Below are 19,370 nucleotides of genomic sequence, written 5' to 3' on the forward strand. Positions count from 1 at the left end.
CATGGCGCGCATCGACCTGGAGCTGCGGGATGGCCTGCTTCCTGGCCGGCCCTGTCGGTCTTGCCTGGAAGCACCCGGGGTACAGGCCGGGCCGCCAATCGTTGCCGGTCAGCCGTTTTCACCGCGCTCCAAACCCCGTCAATACCGTGCGCACCGTTTTGTAGCCAATGAGCAGGTCCAGCGCCATGGAGCAGTGCGCCACGTAGTAGAGGTCGTAGCTCAGTTTGATGGCGGTCTGCTCGGCGCTGTCGGCGTAGCCCTGCTGCACCTGCGCCCAGCCCGTGAGGCCGGGGCGCACCAGGTGGCGGTAGGGGTAGGTCGGCATGGCGGCCGCAAAATCCTGCGCGAACTGCACCTGCTCGGGGCGAGGGCCGATCAGGCTCATGTCGCCGCGCAGCACATTCCAGAGCTGGGGCAGCTCGTCCAGCCGGGTACGGCGGATGAAGCGGCCCACGCGCGTGATGCGGTCATCCTGCTGGCGCGCGAACTGCGCGGTGCGGTCGGCGGGCTCGTGGCGCATGCTGCGCAATTTCCAGATGCGGAACGTGCGCCCGTGGCGGCCCATGCGCGGCTGCGAGTACAGCATGGGGCCCGGCGAGTCGAACTTCACGGCCAGCCCCGCGCCCAGGCACAACGCGAGCCACACCGGCAGGGAGATCAGGGTCAGGCCCAGGTCCAGCAAGCGCTTGGCGATGTCGTAGGCGGGGTGGCTGGCCAGTTGCCACAAGTCCTGCTCGCCCAGCGAGCCGGTGATCTTGCGGCCCGACAGCATTTCCGCCGCCGCTTCGGTGCTGTAGAGCGGCACGCGCTGGAGCTTGAGTTCGCTCACCCATTGCAGGCGCTGCATGTCTGCATCGACCAGCCGGTCGATCACCACGCCGTCCACGCCCATGCGCTGTGCGGGAGCGGGCAGGCCGCCCGTCCAGCTGACCAGGCGCAACTGGCTGTCGCGCTGTTCCTGGGGGCGGAGCATCTGGCGCAGCGCGGGGGGAGTGCCCGCATCGAGATAGGCCAGGTGCAGCGTGCGGCGGCGGCCCCAGAGCCCGTGCCCGCACAGCAGCCAGGCCAATGCCAGCACGTAGGCCAGCAGGACGGCACCGCGCGAGTAAGGCTCTTGCAGCAGCGCGAAACCCAGCGGCGCCAGCAGAAACGCCACCGTGGTCACCACCAGCAGGAAGCCGCCCTGTTCCAGGGGCGGCAGGTGGGCACCCTGGTGCAGCCAGCGCGCCGCGAGCAGGTAGGGCACGGCGCACCACAGCACGGTGGAGGGAAACAGTGGCGTGACCCAGCCCGCGTCCTCCATCTGGCGTGCCACGGCGTAGCCCAGCGCCTGCGTCAGCAGGCCCAGCAGACTCCACCAGAGCAGGGCGTTGCCACGCCGCGTGGGGGCGGGCGCTGTGGTGGGGCGGGGCGTACCGGAAGAGGTCATGCAAGGGCCTGGATGTAGATGGCGAGTATGGCCGACGCCATGTGTTCGGGGGTATGGCGCTCTTCGTACCGCGTGCGGGCCGCCCGGCCCAGGCGCTCGCGCAGCGCGGAGCTGCGGGCCAGGCGTTCCAGGGCGTGGGCGATGGCCTCCACCTCGTTGGGGACCAGGGCGCCGTGCTGTTCGCCGGGGAGCAGCTCGCCGATGCCCGGCAAATGGCTGGCCACGATGGGAAGGCCCGCACGCATGGCTTCGATCACCGAGATGGGCAAGCCCTCGTGGTCGGACAGCAGCACGAAGATGCTGTGCCGGGCGAGGCGCCGGGGCACGTCATCCGCATCGCCCACGAAGCCGACCTGGTGCAATGCCAATTGGTGCGCCTGCGCTTGCAAGGCCACGCGACCCGGGCCGTCGCCGATGATGCTGGCGGGCACCTCGTGCCCCAGGGCATCGCGCAGCCGGGCCAGGGCGTGCAGTAGCAGATCGGGGCGCTTGGGCGCGGCCAGCCGGGCCACCATGGCGATGCACGCGGGTTCGAGCCCGGGCTGCGCCCGGTGGCCGTCGTCTTCCACGGCATTGGGCACGACGGTTTGCCGGCCAGCCTGCACCGGCAAGCCTTGCGCAAGCTGCAGTTCATGCGCCGATACGCACACCAGGTGCTGCGTCCACCGCGCCAGCAGCCATTCGCAGCACCAGGCCACGGTGCGGCGCAGCCAGGGCGCCTCGGGCTTGAAGGCAAACCCGTGCACGGTATAGACCACGGGCTTGCGGCACAGCCTGCCCGCAAGGCGCGCCACCACGCCGGCCACGGCGCTGTGGGCGTGCAGCACATCGGGTTCGTGCTGGCGGATCAGCGCACGCAGTTCCAGGACCGAGCGGCACAGGTGCCAGGGCGCCAGTGAATTGCGCAGGCTGGGCGCGCGGTGGACGGGGAGCCCCAAGGCGTGCAGATCGCTTTCGAGTGGCGCGGGCTCGGTGCCGCCGATGACGGCGCTGAAGCGGACTTGCGGGGCGAGTGCCCGGCACAGGGTGCGCACGTGGGTCTGGGCGCCACCCCGTTCGCCTTTGGTGATGACCTGCATCACCTTCGGTTCAGCCGCCATGTTCTATCTGGAATGTGTTGTCGCCATGGAGGGATCGCATCGCCCTGCGAAAGTGTGTGGGTGCACGCACGGCGCCGTGTGTCTTGAAGGTGGGCGTACTGTGATGCGTTTCGCGACCCTTTTCATGGCGTCGGCGGCCCCTAGCTCGCAATACCCGTGCGGTCCAGCACGTCGCCCACCAGTTCCAGCCGCAGCAGCGGGCTTTCGAGCTGCATGAGCTGCTGCTTCAGGTCGAGCGGCACGGGCAGCAGCTCGCACCAGCGGTTGGCCACCCAGCCGCAATCGTCCAGTTGCGCCGCCAGGGGCACGGCCAGGCCAGGGTCGTCCGGGCTGCGGTCGCGCAGCCGCGCCAGCACCTGCTCCAGGGCCGATGCGGTCTTGCGCAGGTCTTCGGGCACCGGGATCGCGGCGTCCGGCGGCAGTTGCTCCACGTCGGCGATCCAGAGGCCGTGGGGCAGCAGGTGGCGGCGCACGATGCGAAAGCGCTCCGACCCTTGCGCCCGCAGGGCGATGAGGCCGGGGTGCGATGCGTCCAGGTCGGCGATGGCGGCGAGCGTGCCGACATCGTGGAATTGCTCCGGCGCCGCCCCTGGCTGGCGCACCTCGTGGCCGTCCGTCAGGGCCACCACCCCGAAGGGCGCGCCGGTCTGGCGGCACTTGCGCACCATGTCGAGGTAGCGCACCTCGAAGACGCGCAACGCCAGCTGCCCTCCCGGAAAGAGCACCGTGCCGAGCGGGAACAGCGGCAGCGATGTCAGGGTGAGCGGCGGGGTGGGGGGCTCGGAGGGGGGCGGGGCGAAGGTCATGGTCGCCAGTATGGCCCGCTATCATCCCATGGCGAAACAGGCCCGCGACGGGTCTTTACATGACGAGGTTTCATGCTTTTCCAGATCGCATCTTTCTTGCTGGACGTGGTAGGCGGGCTGCTCACCGGCGCCTGCCTGCTGCGTCTCTACATGCAACTGCAGCGCGTCCCTTTCTCCAACCCGATTGGGCGGCTGGTGTTCGCGCTCAGCGACTGGCTCGTGCTGCCGCTGCGCCGGGTCGTGCCCACGGCGGGGCGCTGGGACTGGGCGAGCCTCGTGGGCGGGCTGCTGATCCAGTTCGTTCAGTACCTGCTTCTCTGGCTGCTGCTCGGCGGCGGCATGGGGCTGACCTGGCTGCCCTGGCTGGCGGTGTTCGGGCTGGCGCGGGTGGCGGTGTCCGGCCTGATGGGCCTGCTCATCGTGTGCGCCGTGCTGTCGTGGGTGCAGACACGCTCGCCGCTCTCGGACGTCATCACGCGGCTCTGCGACCCGGTGCTGCGGCCGCTGCGGCGCGTGATCCCGTTGCTGGGCGGGGTGGACCTGTCTCCCCTCGTGGCCATCGTGGGCCTACAGGTCGTCATGATCGTGCTCGGCCACCTGCAGAATGCGGTGCTGTAGCAGCGACTGGCCAGAAGCCGGAAGCGGCGCCCCCGGCGCCTACTTGCATGAGAAATAGCTGCCATGTCGCTGAATCCAGGACGTCGGCAGCTATCTTTTTGATAGCGCAGTGTGCCGGGGCCGCTCAGGCCACGGAATCGGCGGGCAGGCGCTGCAGCATCGCGAGGCTCTTGGCCACCGTGCTGCGCAGCTCGCGCCGGTCGCAGATGAAGTCCACCGCGCCCTTGGTCTGCAGGAACTCGGCGCGCTGGAAGCCTTCAGGCAGGGTGACGCGCACGGTGGATTCGATCACGCGCGGCCCGGCGAAGCCGATCAGTGCCTTGGGCTCGGCGATCACGATGTCGCCCACGAACGCGAAGCCGGCCGACACGCCGCCCATGGTCGGGTCGGTGAGCACGCTCACGTAGGGCAGGCCCTTCTTGGCCAGCCGTGTGAGGGCCGCGTTGGTCTTGGCCATCTGCATGAGCGAGAGCAGGCCTTCCTGCATGCGCGCGCCGCCCGTGGCGGTGAAGCAGATGAAGGGCACCTTCTGCTCGATGGCGGTCTCGACGCCGCGCACGAAGCGCTCGCCCACCACGCTGCCCATGGAGCCGCCCATGAAATCGAACTCGAAGCAGGCCACCACCACGTTGATGCTCTTGACCGAGCCGCCCATCACCACCAGTGCGTCGGTCTCGCCGGTGTTCTCCAGGGCTTCCTTCAGGCGCTCGGTGTACTTGCGGCTGTCCTTGAACTTGAGCGCGTCCACCGGCAGCACTTCCTGGCCGATCTCGTAGCGGCCTTCCGGATCGAGGAAGGCGTCCAGGCGCGGACGGGCATTGATGCGGTGGTGGTGGCTGCAGTGCGGGCACACGTTCTGGTTGTGCTCCAGATCGGTCTTGTAGAGCACCGTCTCGCAGCTCGGGCACTTGATCCAGAGCCCCTCGGGCACCTGGCGGCGCTCCGTCGGGTCGGACTGCTGGATCTTGGACGGCAGGAGTTTTTCAAGCCAGGACATGTGTATTCCTCTAGATGAATGGCAGGTCGCAGCACGCAACCTTCAAAACCGGCGCGGCCCAGGCGAGGGACGCCGCGGAACCGGCTCCGCCGGGCCGCTGGCGTCGTCCCCCTTCCCGCGCGAAGCGCGAGAGAAGGGGGAAGCGGCAAAGCCGCTCAGGGGGATGCGCCCCATTTTATGCGTCGAGCGCCTTGCGCACCCCGCGCAGGAAGTCGATGGCGAGCGGCACCACCTTCTCGTGGGGCTGGTCGTCCAGCAACTGGATGATGCGGCTGCCGATCACCACGGCGTCCGCCACGCGGCCAATGGCCTGCGCGGTGGCCGCGTCGCGGATGCCGAAGCCCACGCCCACGGGGATGTGCACGTGGCGGCGGATCACCGGCAGCATGGCCTCGACGGCCGAGGTGTCGAGCGCGCCCGAGCCGGTCACGCCCTTGAGCGAGACGTAGTACACGTAGCCGCTCGCCACGCGCGCCACCTGCTGCATGCGGGTCTCGGTGCTGGTGGGCGCGAGCAGGAAGATCAGGTCCATGCCGTGCGCGCGCAGCCGGGCCGCGAAGTCTTCGCATTCCTCGGGCGGGTAGTCCACGATGAGCACGCCGTCCACGCCGGCCTGCGCGGCATCGCGCACGAAGGCGCCATCGCCGTGGACCTGGTCGTAGCGCTCCACCGGGTTGGCATAGCCCATGAGCACCACGGGCGTCTTGGTGTTGCGCTGGCGGAACTCGCGCACGTGGCCCAGCACCTGCGCCATGCCGATGCCCAGCGACAGGGCCTTTTCGCCCGCTTTCTGGATCACCGGCCCGTCGGCCATGGGGTCGGAGAAGGGCACGCCCAGCTCGATGATGTCGGCGCCGGCCTCCACCATGCCGTGCATGAGCGCTGGCGTGATGTCGGCGAAGGGGAAGCCGGCCGTCACGTAGGGGATGAGCGCCTTGCGGCCCTTGGCCTGCAGTTCGGCGAACGTGGCGGCGATGCGCCCGCCCGTGGCGGAGGGAGGGGTGGTGGTGGAAGCGGTCATGCGGTGGGGCTCCCCTTCACGGCGTGGCCGCGCATGGAGGGGCGGTCGTAGAAGTCCACGCCCGAGAGGTCGGCCACGGTGCCGATGTCCTTGTCGCCCCGGCCCGAGAGGTTCACGAGGATGGACTGGTCGGCGCGCATCGTGCGGGCGAGCTGCAGGGCATAGGCCACGGCATGGCTCGACTCCAGCGCGGGGATGATGCCCTCGGTGCGGCAGAGGTAGTGGAAGGCGTCCAGCGCCTCCTTGTCGGTGATGCCGACGTATTCGGCGCGGCCGATCTCCTGGAGCCAGGCGTGCTCGGGGCCGACGCCGGGGTAGTCCAGCCCGGCGCTGATGCTGTGCGTCTCGGTGATCTGGCCGTTCTCGTCCTGCAGGATGAACGTGCGGTTGCCGTGCAGCACGCCGGCGCTGCCGCGCTGCAGCGAGGCCGAGTGCTTGCCGCTGTCCAGGCCCTCGCCCGCGGCTTCCACGCCGATGAGGCGCGTCTTCTCGTGCGGGATGTAGGGGTGGAAGATGCCCATGGCGTTGCTGCCGCCGCCCACGCAGGCGATCACCGCGTCGGGGTGCCCGGCGGCGATGTTCTGCGCGGCGAGCATGGCGGGCATCTGCGCGAGGCACTCGGTGCCGATCACGCTCTGGAAGTCGCGCACCATCATCGGGTAGGGGTGGGGGCCCGCCACGGTGCCGATGATGTAGAAGGTGTCGTCCACGTTGGCCACCCAGTCGCGCATGGCTTCGTTGAGCGCGTCCTTGAGCGTGCGGCTGCCCGATTCGACGGGCACCACGGTGGCGCCCAGCAGCTTCATGCGATAGACGTTGGGGCTCTGGCGCTTCACGTCCTCCGCGCCCATGTACACCACGCACTCCAGGCCGTAGCGCGCGCAGATGGTGGCCGTGGCCACGCCGTGCTGGCCCGCGCCGGTTTCGGCGATCACGCGCGGCTTGCCCATGCGCCGGGCCAGCATCGCCTGGCCGATCACGTTGTTGATCTTGTGCGCGCCGGTGTGGTTCAAGTCCTCGCGCTTGAGGTAGATCTGCGCGCCGCCCATCTCGCGGCTGGTGCGTGCCGCGTGGTAGATGGGCGAGGGCCGCCCCACGAAGTGCGCCAGTTCACTGTGGAATTCCTTCAGGAAGTCCGGGTCGTTCTGGTAGCGCGCATAGGCCTCCCGGAGTTCGGTGAGGGCGTGCGTGAGCGTCTCGCTCGCGAAACTGCCGCCATAGCGGCCGAAATGTCCCGAGGCATCGGGTTGCTGGTAGGAAAGCATCAATCGTTCTCTGCAAAGTGCCCATCGGCCGCGCGCACGGCGGCGATGAAGCGTTGGATCTTGCCGGCGTCCTTGATGCCCCGCAGCGGCTTGCCGTCGGGGCCATCGGCTTCCACGCCGGAACTGACGTCAACCGCGAGCGAGAGGCCGCGCGGCCGCACCTGCAAGATGCCATCGGTCACGTTTGCAGGCGTGAGTCCACCAGACAAAACGAGGTGAGAGCCGACGCTTGGAGGAAGGAGTGACCAATTGAATGCCTTGCCGCCGCCGCCATAGCCTTCGACATGGGCGTCGAGCAGGATGGCCTGGGCGTGTGAGTATTGGTGGGCGAATTGTACGAGGTCGAAAGCCGGGGCCTCCGCGCCCAGGGGAATGCGCGCGGCCCGCAGGTAGGGCCGGCGGCCGGCATCGGCCGCCGCCCGGCAGTCCTCGGGGGTCTCGTCCCCATGGAACTGCACGGTGGCCGTCGGAATGTCGGCGCAGGCGGCCATCACGTTGGCGGTGCTCTCGTTCACGAACAGGAGGACCGGCGTGACGAACGGGGGCAGGCGGCGCGCCAGCTCGGCCGCGCGCCGGGGCGTGACGGCCCGGGGGCTCTTGGCGTAGAGCACGAAACCCACGGCATCGGCGCCCGCCGCCACGGCGGCATCCACGTCCTGCTCGCGGGTCAGCCCGCAGATCTTGATCCGGGTGCGCGTGGCCGCGCCGGCCGGGAGGGCTGCGCTGGAAGGGGAACTGGAGGCGGAAGGCGGTGGGTGGAGCATGGCAAGCCGAAAGCGCTGGATGCCCCGGAGGGCGGCGGAACCCGTTCGGGACGGGGCCGTGGGCGGTGAAAGCGTGGGTTGCGCCGCTGGTTGCCCGCGTCAGGGCAGCCAATCATACGCAGCGGTGCGTGCGGGCAGCCCCCAGGCCGGATCGTAGACGGGGCCGAGAAAGTAGAGCCCGTCGGGGGAAAAGGTGGGGGCGGCGGCATCGCGCGAGCGTGCTTGCAGCACGGAGCGCATCCAGTCCGGGGGGTGCTGGCCCTGGCCCACGGCCACGAGACAGCCCATGATGTTGCGCACCATGTGGTGCAGGAAGGCATTGCCCTCGAATTCGAAGCGCCAGTAGCAGGCAGGAACGTCGTCGCGCCCTCCCGGGCGTGGAACGGGCTGCGTATCCAGGGGGCCGCGCCGCGTGATCGCGATGCGGTTCAGCGTTTTCACCGGCGACTTGGCCTGGCAGGCGGAGGCGCGGAACGAGGTGAAATCGTGCTCGCCGATCAGGTGCGTCGCCGCGGCGCGCATGGCGTCTTCGCCGAGCGCATTGAATACCCATCCCACACGCCCGGCATCCACGCTGGGCCGCACGGGGGACTGCAGCAGCACGTAGGCGTACCGCCGGGCGGTAGCGCAGGCTCGGGAATGGAAGGATTCCGGCACGGGCCGGGCCCACTGCACCGCGATGTCCGGCGGCAGGAAGGTGTTGGTGCCCCGCACCCAGGAGAACGGTGCCCGCTCCAGGGGCGTATCGAAGTGCACGACCTGCATCAGGCCGTGCACGCCGGCATCGGTGCGGCCCGCGCAGATGGTGGCTACTTCATGGGTGGCGAAGCGGGCCAGGGCCGCTTCGAGGTGGTCTTGCACGGTCTGGCCGCCGGGCTGGCTCTGCCAGCCGCGGTAGGCCTGGCCGTTGTAGCTGACGCCGAGGGCGACCCTCATGGCCGCGCGCCCTTCCGCCCGGCCCGCGCCGGGGCGGACACGGCGGGCATCAGCCCAGTTCGGCCAACAGGCGCTGTGCCCGGGCCTTGAGCGGGCCGGAGGATTCGGCGATCACTTCCTCGACCAGGGTGCGGGCGCCTTCGCTGTCGCCGATGGCGTTGAACTCCTCGGCCAACGCGAGTTTGGTGGCCAGCGGATCGTCCGGCAGGGCCGGCGCGTCGTCGGCGGCAGGGTCCGCCGCAGGGGCTTCGGCGGCGGGGGCTTCGGATTCCAGGCCCGAGCGCGCGGTGGTGGGCGAGTCCAGGTCGAGCGACAGGCCGCCCAGGTCGAACTCCAGCGGCGCGGGGGCCGAGGCCGGGCTGGCGTCCGGCGTGAGCGGGGCGCTTGCCGAGTTCATGAGCGACAGATCGGTCGGGAAGTCGAGCTCGGGGGCTGCTGGCTCGAGGTTGTTGGCCGCCGCCACCGGAGGCGGCGCCATGCTGGCTGGCTCGAAGTGCAGCGGCTCCATGCCGGCCGGGGGCGTGGGTGCCGCAGAGGCGGCAGCCGTTGCCGCGGCGAACGCGCCGGGGGCGGCCGGAGGCGCCGGGGGGGCCTCGGTCAGCGCATCGTCCGGCAGGTCGAGGTCCAGGTCCAGGTCGAGATCGGGCGGCAGGGCCGCTGCCGCCGCTGCGGCCGCCCCGGCACCCGCCACGGCGACTCCGGCTCCGGTCCCGGCCGGGCGGCCGTCGGTGAGCGTGCTCGCAAAGCCTTCGCTGGGGTAGCTGCGGCTGTCGTCGCTCTCCAGCGTGGGCGGGCGGCCGCCGGGCTGGTAGAACGCATTGTCGGGGTCGATGCCCCGGCCGATGTCCGCCACGCGGCTCCAGTCGGGGCCCTGGCCGTCGGTGAGGCGGAACACGTCCTGGGCCACGGCTTCGAGGGCCTTGCGGTCCTGGCGCTTGGCATAGATTTCGGCCAGCTTCACGTGCACCGCCGTCCGCTCGGGGCTGTGGCGCAGGGCCTCCTTCAGGATCTCCTCGGCCTGCAGGTCGCGGCCATAGGCGAGGTATACGTCGGCCTCCGCCACGGGGTCCACGTCGCCGCCGGCATCGAGCTGGCTCGGGGAGTACGCCATGGACGACGAGCCGGTGCTCAACTGGCTGCTGGCGGTGTCCACCCGCTGGCCGCCGCTCGCGCCGAAGAACGAGTCCTGCTGCAGCTTGCTTTCCATGAAGGAGCTGTCGACCGCGCCCCGGTTGCGACGGCTCTGTACCGTGCGATAGACGCCGTAGCCCAGCAACAGCGCGAGCAATCCGCCGCCTGCCAGGGGGACCATCGGGTTTTCGAGCAGGGAATCGACGAACCCAGGCTCCTCGGGTGCGGGAGCCGGCGCGGGGGCCGGACGCGGCGGTGCCGCCGGGGCTGGCGCGGCGGATGCCGTGGCCTCGGGCTCGGGCGCCGCAGTGCTGGCGGCGGGGGCCGGCTCGGAGGCGGCCGGCGCCGAGGGGGCTGCGCTGGATGCGCCAGCCGCCACGGCTGGGGCCGGGGTGGGGGCCGCGGGGGCGCTGGCCACGGGGGCTGGAACGGAGGCCGGGGTGGCAGCCGCCGGCGCGGCCGGAACGCTGCCCGCAGGGACCGCGACGCGGGCGCCGCCCGCAGCCGACGCCGCAGGCGCGGGGGTGGGCGCACCCGCCGGTGCGGAGGCCGTCCCCAGCTTGTTCAGGTCGGAGATGTTCTTGGACAGCTCGGCCATGCGGTTCGACGCATCGCTGGCCTGCTTGTCGCGGGCCAGTTGCTCCTCGGCGGCACGCTGGCCCTGCACCGATCCCTTGGACAGCGTGAGCTTGTCGGGCGCGGTGGTGGCCGGCTTGCGGTCTTCGACCTGGGCCTGGACGCGGCCGCTGGCCGAGCGTTCTGCCGTGCCCACGTCTGCGGACGGCGCGGCACCGGCCAGGCGGCGGCGGAAGTCGTTGAAGTCGCGGCTCTGGGCGGCGATGATCTGGCGGGCCTCGGCGGGCGGCGTGGCGCGGGCCTGGGTCTCGTCCGGGATCTGGAGCACCGCGCCGGCCTTGAGCCGGTTCACGTTGCCACGCACGAAGGCGTCGGGGTTGGCGCGCATCATCGCCACCAGCATCTGGTCGAGCGACACGCCCGAGGGGCGGTACGTGCTGGCCAGCCGGCCGGCGGTGTCGCCAGGGCGTGCCACCACGCTGTCGGCGCTGGCCGGTGCAGATGCAGATGCAGATGCAGGGACAGCGGCGGGGCGGGGGGTGGGTGCGGGACGGGGTGCGGCCGCCGGCGTTTCAGCCCGCGGCGATGCGGGCGCGGCCGTGGCGGGCCGCGTGGACTGCGGCGCTGCCGACGCGGTGCTGCCGGCCTGTGCCGCGGCCGTGGGCGAGGGGGCTTCGCGGCGCATGGCCGGCGGGTCCAGCAGCAGCGTGTAGCTGCGCACGATCTGGCCGGAACTCCAGCTGGCGTCCAGCACCAGATCGACGAAGGGGTCGTTGACCGGGCGGCTCGTGCTCAGCCGCAGCGCCATCGTGCCGTCGGCACGGCGCTGCAGGCGCACCTGAAGATCGTTGAGGGTGGGCGAGAACTCCATGCCCTGGGCGCGGTAGGCCTGCGGGGAGGCCGGCGCGGCGCGCAGGGATTCCGCCTCGGCGGCGGTGATCTGCGGCAGATCGATTTCCGCCCGCAGGGGTTCCCCCAGGGCGGATTGCACCGTGAGGCGACCGAGGGCGAGGGCGCTGGCATCGGGAGCATAGAAGCTGGCCGAGACGAAGGCCGCGGCGGCCAGGACAGAGAGTTTCCAACGATGCATGTGTGCCATCAGCCAGTCAGGTTGAGCCTTCGCGAAAAACGCGGAAGCAGGCCTGAACCCGGTTCCGCGCCAACGCGTGAAAATATGTAAAAAGCACCATAGCATCAATGGTTTGCAGTGACAAGCCGAGCCGCACGGCGTTCCAGAGAGCCTCTGGAGATGCTCAAAAACAGAGGGTTTTCGATGTTGCCGGGCGACAACGAGTCGTAACAAACCGTGCCAGAGGCGGCCGTGGCGGGCGGGTCGCGGACCCGCCTCCGCCGCGGCGGTCCGTCAGGCGTCCAGCAGGATGCGCAGCATGCGGCGCAGCGGCTCCGCGGCACCCCACAGCAGCTGGTCCCCGATGGTGAACGCGCCGATGTATTCCGGTCCCATGGCGAGCTGGCGGATGCGGCCCACGGGAATGTGCATGGTGCCGGTCACGGCCACGGGCGTGAGGTCGCGCAGCGTGGCCTCGCGCGTGTTGGGCACCACCTTCACCCAGTCGTTGTCGGCGGCGATCATGGCCTCGAGGTCGGCCACGGGCACGTGCTTCTTCAGCTTGAAGGTCAGTGCCTGGCTGTGGCAGCGCATCGCGCCCACGCGCACGCAGAAGCCGTCCACCGGCACGGGCTGCGTGCCGAAGCCTTCGCCCTGGCCCATGATCTTGTTGGTTTCGGCCATGCCCTTCCACTCTTCCTTGGACATGCCGTTGCCCAGGTCCTTGTCGATCCAGGGGATCAGGCTGCCGCCCAGGGGCACGCCGAAGTTGGCGGTCTCGGCCTCGGAGAGGCTGCGCTGCTTGGCGATGACCTTGCGGTCGATCTCCAGGATGGCGCTCTTGGGATCGTCGAGCAGCGCGCGCACCTCGGCGTTGAGCGTGCCGTACTGAGTGAGCAGCTCGCGCATGTGCTGCGCGCCGCCGCCGCTGGCGGCCTGGTAGGTCTGCGTGCTCATCCATTCGACGAGGCCGGCCTTGTACAGCGCGCCCACGCCCATCAGCATGCAGCTCACGGTGCAGTTGCCGCCGACCCAGTTGTTGCCGCCGCTGGCCAGGGCGTTCTTGATGACGGGCATGTTCACCGGATCGAGCACGATCACGGCGTCGTCCTTCATGCGCAGGGTGGACGCGGCGTCGATCCAGTGGCCCTTCCAGCCGGCTTCGCGCAGCTTGGGGAAGACTTCGGTGGTGTAGTCGCCGCCTTGCGCGGTGATGATGATGTCGCAGCGCTTGAGGGCGTTGATGTCGAACGCGTCCTGCAGCGTGGTTTCGTTGCGTGCCTGGGCGGGCGCCTTGCCACCGGCGTTCGACGTGGAGAAGAACAGCGGTTCGATGAGGCCGAAATCGCCTTCGGCCTGCATGCGTTCCATCAACACCGAGCCGACCATGCCGCGCCAGCCCACCAACCCTACCAACTTGCTCATTTCAACGCCCTTTCGGTTTAAGAAAACAGTGCCCGACCGGGACTGCTCGCCTGGCTCGTCTGGGCCAGGAAGGGCGCACGACGAACCAGGCTGGGTCAGCCCTTAATGGTGGTCGTGGTTTTGGTGATCGTTGCGCGCTCGGCCACACCGGCCAGGGCGGCGGGTGCATTGTTCAGGGCGAACGGGCGGGCGGCAAACATGGCGGGCATTGTAGCGGATAGCCTTGCGCGGCCCCGTACGTGGATCCACGCATCGCGTGCCGCCGGGTGGGACGCGGCGCTTGCCGGCCGGGCCCGCACCCGGAAGGGAAAGCGGCCCGTGGGCCGCCGTGCCGGCACACGGGCGCAGGGCGAGGTCAGGCCGCCAGCGCCTTCACCACCGCGTCGCCCATCTGCGCCGTGCCCACCTTCGTGGTGCCTTCGCTGTGGATGTCGGGCGTGCGCAGGCCCTGCGCGAGCACCTTCGTGACGGCGGCCTCGATGCGGCGCGCGGCGTCTTCCTGGTCCAGGCTGAAGCGCAGCATCATCGCCGCCGAGAGGATGGTGGCGAGCGGGTTGGCCACGCCCTGGCCGGCGATGTCGGGCGCGCTGCCGTGGCTGGGCTCGTACAGGCCCTGGTTCTTCGCGTTCAGGCTGGCCGAGGGCAGCATGCCGATGGAGCCGGTGAGCATGGACGCCTCGTCGGAGAGGATGTCGCCGAACATGTTGCCGGTGACGATCACGTCGAAGGCCTTGGGCTTCTTCACGAGCTGCATGGCGGCGTTGTCCACGTACATGTGCTCCAGCGCGACGTCGGGGTAGTCCTTGTGCACCTCGGTGACCACGTCCTTCCAGAACTGGAAGGTCTCCAGCACGTTGGCCTTGTCCACGCTCGTCACCTTCTTGCCGCGCTTGCGAGCGGCCTGGAAGGCGACGTGCGCGATGCGCTCGATTTCGGGGCGGCTGTAGCGCATGGTGTCGAAGGCTTCCTCGGCACCGGGGAAGTGGCCGTCGGCGGCGGTGCGGCGGCCGCGCGGCTGGCCGAAGTAGATGTCGCCGGTCAGCTCGCGGATGATGAGGATGTCCAGGCCCGCGACGAGTTCGGGCTTGAGGCTCGATGCGTGCGTGAGCTGCTCATAGCAGATCGCGGGACGGAAGTTGGCGAACAGGCCAAGGTTCTTGCGCAGGCCCAGGATGGCCTGCTCGGGGCGCAGCGGGCGGTCGAGCTTGTCGTACTTCCAGTCGCCCACGGCCCCGAAGAGCACGGCGTCGGCCTGCTGCGCGAGCGCCAGGGTGGCCTCGGGCAGCGGGTGGCCGTGCGCCTCGTAGGCCGCGCCGCCCACCAGGGCCGATTCCATCTCGAACGGGAGGCCGAGCGCGTCGAGCACCTTGACGGCCTCCGCCACGATTTCCGGGCCGATGCCGTCACCCGGCAGAACTGCGATTTTCATACTTGCTTCTCTTTTGATAGCGGACTATTGAGTGAATACGGCGACCTGGAGCCCCCCGGGCTTGAAATCCGGCTCCGGGGCGCACCGGAGCGCCCCGGGAGGGGGCCTCAGGCCGGCATGGTGTGCGCCAGCCAGGGCTTTTTGGCCAGGCGCTCGGCCTCGTAGGCGCGGATCTTGTCGGACTGGCGCAGGGTGAGGCCGATGTCGTCGAAGCCGTTGAGCAGGCAGTACTTGCGGAAGGGCAGCACGTCGAAGGCGATCTCCTCGCCCTGCGGGCGCACGATCGCCTGCCGCTCCAGGTCGATGGTGAGCTGGTAGCCGGGGAAGGCGGCCACTTCGTCGAAGAGCTGCGCCACGGTGGCCTCGGGCAGCACGATGGGCAGCAGGCCGTTCTTGAAGCAGTTGTTGAAGAAGATGTCGGCGAAGCTCGGCGCGATGACGGCGCGGAAGCCGTACTGGTCGAGCGCCCAGGGCGCGTGCTCGCGGCTCGATCCGCAGCCGAAATTCCTGCGCGCCAGTAGGATCGAAGCGCCCGCGTAGCGCGGCTGGTTCAGCACGAAATCGGGGTTGGGCTTGCGGCTGGCCGGGTCCTGGCCGGGCTCGCCGTGGTCCAGGTAGCGCCATTCGTCGAACAGGTTCACGCCGAAGCCGGTCTTCTTGATCGACTTGAGGAACTGCTTGGGGATGATGGCGTCGGTATCGACGTTCTCGCGGTCCATGGGGGCCACGAGGCCCTGGTGCACGGTGAATTTCTGCATGGTGGTGTTCCGGGTGTCCTGGGCTTTACTTGGCGGCGCGCTCGATGGCGCTGCCCGCGCGCTGCACGTCCTGGCCCATGCCCTTGACGGTGTTGCAGCCCGCCAGCAGGCAGGCCAGCGCGACGGCGATGAACGATGCGGTCGTTTTCATGGCGATGCTTCCTTCGTGTTCTTTCCGTGGCGGTGCGGATCAGGCGAACTGGCGCACGTCCACGAAATGCCCGTGCACGGCGGCGGCGGCGGCCATGGCGGGGCTCACGAGGTGGGTGCGCCCGCCCGCGCCCTGGCGGCCTTCGAAATTGCGGTTGCTGGTGGAGGCGCAGCGCTCGCCAGGCTCCAGGCGGTCGGCGTTCATCGCGAGGCACATCGAGCAGCCCGGCTCGCGCCATTCGAAGCCCGCGGCCTTGAAGATCTCGTGCAGGCCCTCGCGCTCGGCCTGCTCCTTCACGAGGCCCGAGCCCGGCACGACCATCGCCACCTTGACGTTGCGCGCGACCTTCTGGCCGAGCTTCTTCACGATGGCGGCAGCCTCGCGCATGTCCTCGATGCGGCTGTTGGTGCAGCTGCCGATGAAGATCTTGTCCACGAAGATGTCGGCCAGCGGCTTGCCGGGCTCCAGGTTCATGTAGGTCAGGGCGCGCTCGATGGCGCCGCGCTTGTTGGGGTCTTTCTCCTTGTCGGGGTCGGGCACGCGGCCGTCGATGCCCAGCACCATCTCGGGCGAGGTGCCCCAGGTCACCTGCGGCACGATGGCCGCGGCGTCGAGATCCACCACCGTGTCGAACTTCGCATCCGGATCGGAATGCAGCGTCTTCCAGTAGGCGGCGGCTTGGTCCCACTCCACGCCCGTGGGCGACAGGGGGCGGTTCTTCACGTAGTCGATGGTCTTCTCGTCCACCGCCACGAGGCCCGCGCGCGCGCCGGCCTCGATGGCCATGTTGCACACGGTCATGCGGCCTTCCATGCTGAGCGCGCGGATGGCGGAGCCCGCGAACTCGATGGTGTAGCCCGTGCCGCCGGCGGTGCCGATCTTCCCGATGATGGCCAGCACGATGTCCTTGGCCGTCACGCCCCGCGCCACCGGGCCTTCCACCCGGATGAGCATGTTCTTCGCCTTCTTGGCCAGCAGCGTCTGCGTGGCCATCACGTGCTCGACCTCGCTGGTGCCGATGCCGTGCGCCAGCGCGCCGAAGGCGCCGTGGGTGGAGGTGTGGCTGTCGCCGCAGACCACCGTCATGCCCGGCAGCGTGGCGCCGTTCTCGGGGCCGATCACGTGCACGATGCCCTGGCGGCGGCTCATGAACGGGAAGAACGCGGCGGCGCCCACCTCGGCGATGTTCTTGTCGAGCGTGGTGATCTGCTCCTTGCTGATCGGGTCGGCGATGCCGTCGTAGCCGAGTTCCCAGCCGGTGGTGGGCGTGTTGTGGTCGGCGGTGGCCACGATGGAGCTCACGCGCCAGACCTTGCGGCCCGCCTGCCGCAGGCCCTCGAAGGCCTGCGGGCTGGTCACCTCGTGGACGAGGTGGCGGTCGATGTAGAGGATCGAGGTGCCGTCTTCCTCGGTGTGGACGACGTGTTCGTCCCAGATCTTGTCGTAGAGGGTGCGTCCCATGGTGTGCTTTCTCGTGGGCTGGTTCAGGTGGGGTGGTGGATTGTAGGAAGGCCGGATGGCGGGGCTGTAACCGTGCCCTGCGCGCCGCCGGCGGCCTGGCGCGCGAGGTGGCCGGCCAGCAGGCGCGCGGCGGCGGGCAGGGCATCGAAGTCGCGCGCCACGAGGCGCAACGAGCGCTCCGCCCAGGGTTCGTCGAGCGCCACGGCCTGCAGCCGCCCCACGCCGCGCATGAGCGCGAACGCCCGGTCGGGCAGCAGGCCGATGCCCAGGCCGTTGTCGATCATGCGGCACATGGCGTCGAGCCCGGTGACCTGGATGCGCTGGCGCAGCGGCCGGCCGGCCCGCGCGGCGGCGCGCCGCATCGCCAGGCTGATGCTGCTGTGGGCCTGCAGGCCGACGATGTCCCGGTCCAGCACGTCCTCGAAGCGGACGGCGGGCCGCCCGGCCAGCGCATGCCCTTCGGGCACGACCAGCACCAGCCGGTCGCCGCGGTAGGGGCGGCTCTGCAGCTCCTGCGGCTCCGCGCCGTCGCTGGTGTGGCACAGGCCCAGATCGGCGGCGCCCTCGCGCACGGCGTGGAGCACGTCGGGGCTCAGGTGCTCCTGCAGGTCGATCTTGATCCGGTCGTGCTCGCGCGTGAACGCTCCGAGGTCCTCGGGGAGGAACTGCACGATGGCGGAGATGTTGGCGTGCATGCGCACGTGGCCGCGCACGCCGTCGGTGTATTCGCCCAGCTCGCCCTGCATGCGCTCCAGCCCGAAGAGCACGGTGCGCGCATGGTGCAGCAGGCTCTCGCCCGCCGGGGTGAGGGAGACGCCCCGGCTGTGGCGTTGGAGCAGGGCGGTGCCGACGGCGGACTCCAGGTCCGAGAGGCGCTTGCTCACGGCCGATGCCGCGATGAACTCCCGCTCCGCCGCGCGGCCGATGCTGCCCAGTTCGCAGACGGCGACGAACAGTTGCAGCGAGGTCAGGTCGATACGGCGCGCGAAACTGCGCTCGGAGTTCTTCATGGCGGGGTGTGCTTCTCGATTGGAGAAGGGATGCCCCTATTTTCCTGTAGAAGAACCTCGCCAGCCATCGTGAGATGCGATGTCGCGCATCGCGATGGCGCATCCCTGGGCGCAAAAAAAGCCGCCCGGCCATGGGGCGCGGGCGGCGTGGCGGGTGGCCGCCGGCGGAGACGGGCGGCCCGAGGGCAGGGTCAGCTGAACAGGTTCTTCAGCCGGTCGGTCCAGCTCTCGCCGCTGGGAGAATGCTTGGCGCCGCCCTTCTTGAGCGATTCGTCCAGCTCGCGCAGCAGCTTGCGCTGGTGCTCGGTGAGCTTGACGGGGGTCTCGACCACGATGTGGCAATAGAGGTCGCCCGGGTAGGTGGCCCGCACGCCCTTGATGCCCTTGCCGCGCAGGCGGAACTGCTTGCCGGCCTGCGTGCCCTCGGGGATGTCGATGGCGGCCTTGCCCTGCAGCGTCGGCACCTCGATCTCGCCGCCCAGCGCGGCGGTGATGAAGCTCACCGGCACCTGGCAGTGCAGGTCGTCGCCGTCGCGCTCGAAGATCTCGTGCTTCTTGAGGCGGATCTCGATGTAGAGGTCGCCCGGCGGCCCGCCGTTGGTGCCGGGCTCGCCGTTGCCCACGCTGCGGATGCGCATGCCGTCGTCGATGCCGGCGGGGATCTTCACCTCCAGCGTCTTCTGCTTCTTCACGCGGCCCTGGCCGTGGCAGGTCGTGCAGGGCTCGGGGATGATCTTGCCGGTGCCCCGGCAGTGCGGGCAGGTCTGCTGCACGCTGAAGAAGCCCTGGCGCATCTGCACCGTGCCCGTGCCCGCGCAGGTCGTGCAGGTCTTGGCGCTGGTGCCGGGCTTGGCGCCGCTGCCGTGGCAGGTCTCGCAGTTCTCCCAGGACGGGATGCGGATCTGCGCTTCCTTGCCCTTGGCGGCTTCCTCCAGCGTGATGTCCATCGCGTAGCTGAGGTCGTTGCCGCGATAGACCTGCCGGCCGCCGCCCGCGCCCCGGCGCCCGCCGAACATGTCGCCGAAGATGTCGCCGAAGGCCTCCGCGAAGCCGCCGAAGCCTTCCGCGCCGGCGCCGCCCGGGCCGCGCATGTTGGGGTCCACGCCGGCATGGCCGAACTGGTCGTAGGCCGAACGCTTCTGGGGGTCGGAGAGCATCTCGTAGGCCTCCTTGACCTCCTTGAACTTCTCCTCGGCCGGCTTGGCGGCATCACCCTGGTTGCGGTCCGGGTGGTACTTCATCGCCAGCTTGCGATAGGCCTTCTTGATTTCGTCGTCCGAGGCGTTCTTCGGAACGCCCAGGATCTCGTAAAAATCTCTTTTGGACATGGTGTTTCCGGGTCCGTTGGGAACAGGAACGCCGCGCTGGCCCTGGGGAAGGGCCCGGCGCGGCGGCTATGGAAGGCACGCGGGCCCCACGGGTCC

17 protein-coding genes are annotated in these 19,370 nt (G+C 69.9%); 1 reads left to right on the forward strand and 16 read right to left on the reverse strand.

All coding sequences use genetic code 11. The annotated features are described in order from the left end of the window. Window positions 1-118: 118 nt before the first annotated feature. The 3 genes from AX018_RS11315 to AX018_RS11325 form a co-directional block, all read right to left on the reverse strand. Window positions 119-1,429: an exopolysaccharide biosynthesis polyprenyl glycosylphosphotransferase gene (locus AX018_RS11315; protein WP_111877389.1), complete on the reverse strand. Its 1,311-nt coding sequence runs from the start codon at window positions 1,427-1,429 to the stop codon at window positions 119-121. Beyond that, window positions 1,426-2,529: a glycosyltransferase gene (locus tag AX018_RS11320; RefSeq protein ID WP_111877390.1), complete on the reverse strand. Its 1,104-nt coding sequence runs from the start codon at window positions 2,527-2,529 to the stop codon at window positions 1,426-1,428. Before AX018_RS11320 ends, AX018_RS11315 begins: the two co-directional genes overlap by 4 nt. A gap of 140 nt (window positions 2,530-2,669) precedes the next feature. Then, complete coding sequence (locus AX018_RS11325; protein ID WP_111877391.1) at window positions 2,670-3,335, reverse strand: LON peptidase substrate-binding domain-containing protein; 666 nt, start codon at window positions 3,333-3,335, stop codon at window positions 2,670-2,672. Between the two features lie 72 nt (window positions 3,336-3,407). Between AX018_RS11325 and AX018_RS11330 the strand changes: the two genes are divergently transcribed. After that, the gene (locus AX018_RS11330) at window positions 3,408-3,953 is read left to right on the forward strand and encodes a YggT family protein (protein WP_111877392.1); all 546 of its coding nucleotides are present in this window, start codon (window positions 3,408-3,410) and stop codon (window positions 3,951-3,953) included. A 124-nt stretch (window positions 3,954-4,077) separates the two neighbouring features. On the opposite strand, the gene accD is transcribed toward AX018_RS11330, so the two are convergent. From accD to dnaJ, 13 genes are all read right to left on the reverse strand, one after another. Next, window positions 4,078-4,950 (reverse strand): acetyl-CoA carboxylase, carboxyltransferase subunit beta, encoded by an 873-nt coding sequence (accD, locus tag AX018_RS11335; RefSeq protein WP_111877393.1) that lies wholly within the window; start codon window positions 4,948-4,950, stop codon window positions 4,078-4,080. Window positions 4,951-5,125: 175 nt separating this feature from the next. Then, window positions 5,126-5,971 (reverse strand): tryptophan synthase subunit alpha, encoded by an 846-nt coding sequence (trpA, locus tag AX018_RS11345; RefSeq protein ID WP_111877394.1) that lies wholly within the window; start codon window positions 5,969-5,971, stop codon window positions 5,126-5,128. Continuing rightward, window positions 5,968-7,236: a tryptophan synthase subunit beta gene (gene trpB, locus AX018_RS11350; RefSeq protein ID WP_111877395.1), complete on the reverse strand. Its 1,269-nt coding sequence runs from the start codon at window positions 7,234-7,236 to the stop codon at window positions 5,968-5,970. Before trpB ends, trpA begins: the two co-directional genes overlap by 4 nt. Then, window positions 7,236-8,000, reverse strand: coding sequence for a phosphoribosylanthranilate isomerase (locus AX018_RS11355; protein WP_111877396.1), 765 nt, complete (start codon window positions 7,998-8,000; stop codon window positions 7,236-7,238). The genes trpB and AX018_RS11355 overlap by 1 nt, the downstream gene beginning before the upstream one ends. Before the next feature lie 99 nt (window positions 8,001-8,099). Further along, on the reverse strand, window positions 8,100-8,936 hold the full coding sequence (gene truA / locus AX018_RS11360) for a tRNA pseudouridine(38-40) synthase TruA (protein ID WP_111877397.1): 837 nt from the start codon (window positions 8,934-8,936) through the stop codon (window positions 8,100-8,102). Between the two features lie 49 nt (window positions 8,937-8,985). Further along, window positions 8,986-11,733, reverse strand: a complete 2,748-nt coding sequence (locus AX018_RS11365) for a motility hub landmark protein FimV (protein WP_111877398.1) — start codon at window positions 11,731-11,733, stop codon at window positions 8,986-8,988. A 273-nt stretch (window positions 11,734-12,006) separates the two neighbouring features. Next, window positions 12,007-13,137 carry an aspartate-semialdehyde dehydrogenase gene (gene asd, locus AX018_RS11370; protein ID WP_111877399.1) on the reverse strand — a complete coding sequence of 377 codons (1,131 nt, stop codon included), beginning with the start codon at window positions 13,135-13,137 and terminating at the stop codon, window positions 12,007-12,009. A 355-nt stretch (window positions 13,138-13,492) separates the two neighbouring features. After that, window positions 13,493-14,566, reverse strand: coding sequence for a 3-isopropylmalate dehydrogenase (leuB, locus tag AX018_RS11375; RefSeq protein ID WP_111877400.1), 1,074 nt, complete (start codon window positions 14,564-14,566; stop codon window positions 13,493-13,495). 107 nt (window positions 14,567-14,673) lie between these two features. After that, window positions 14,674-15,324: a 3-isopropylmalate dehydratase small subunit gene (leuD, locus tag AX018_RS11380; protein WP_111877401.1), complete on the reverse strand. Its 651-nt coding sequence runs from the start codon at window positions 15,322-15,324 to the stop codon at window positions 14,674-14,676. A gap of 25 nt (window positions 15,325-15,349) precedes the next feature. Then, window positions 15,350-15,475, reverse strand: coding sequence for an entericidin A/B family lipoprotein (locus AX018_RS11385; RefSeq protein ID WP_111877402.1), 126 nt, complete (start codon window positions 15,473-15,475; stop codon window positions 15,350-15,352). Window positions 15,476-15,514: 39 nt separating this feature from the next. Then, window positions 15,515-16,936, reverse strand: coding sequence for a 3-isopropylmalate dehydratase large subunit (leuC, locus tag AX018_RS11390; RefSeq protein WP_111877403.1), 1,422 nt, complete (start codon window positions 16,934-16,936; stop codon window positions 15,515-15,517). Window positions 16,937-16,959: 23 nt separating this feature from the next. Beyond that, window positions 16,960-17,946 (reverse strand): LysR family transcriptional regulator, encoded by a 987-nt coding sequence (locus tag AX018_RS11395; RefSeq protein ID WP_245951520.1) that lies wholly within the window; start codon window positions 17,944-17,946, stop codon window positions 16,960-16,962. A gap of 191 nt (window positions 17,947-18,137) precedes the next feature. Beyond that, window positions 18,138-19,274 (reverse strand): molecular chaperone DnaJ, encoded by a 1,137-nt coding sequence (gene dnaJ / locus AX018_RS11400; protein WP_111877404.1) that lies wholly within the window; start codon window positions 19,272-19,274, stop codon window positions 18,138-18,140. Window positions 19,275-19,370: the final 96 nt, after the last annotated feature.

The organism is Paracidovorax anthurii, from assembly GCF_003269065.1.
Taxonomy (GTDB): Bacteria; Pseudomonadota; Gammaproteobacteria; order Burkholderiales; family Burkholderiaceae_C; genus Paracidovorax; species Paracidovorax anthurii.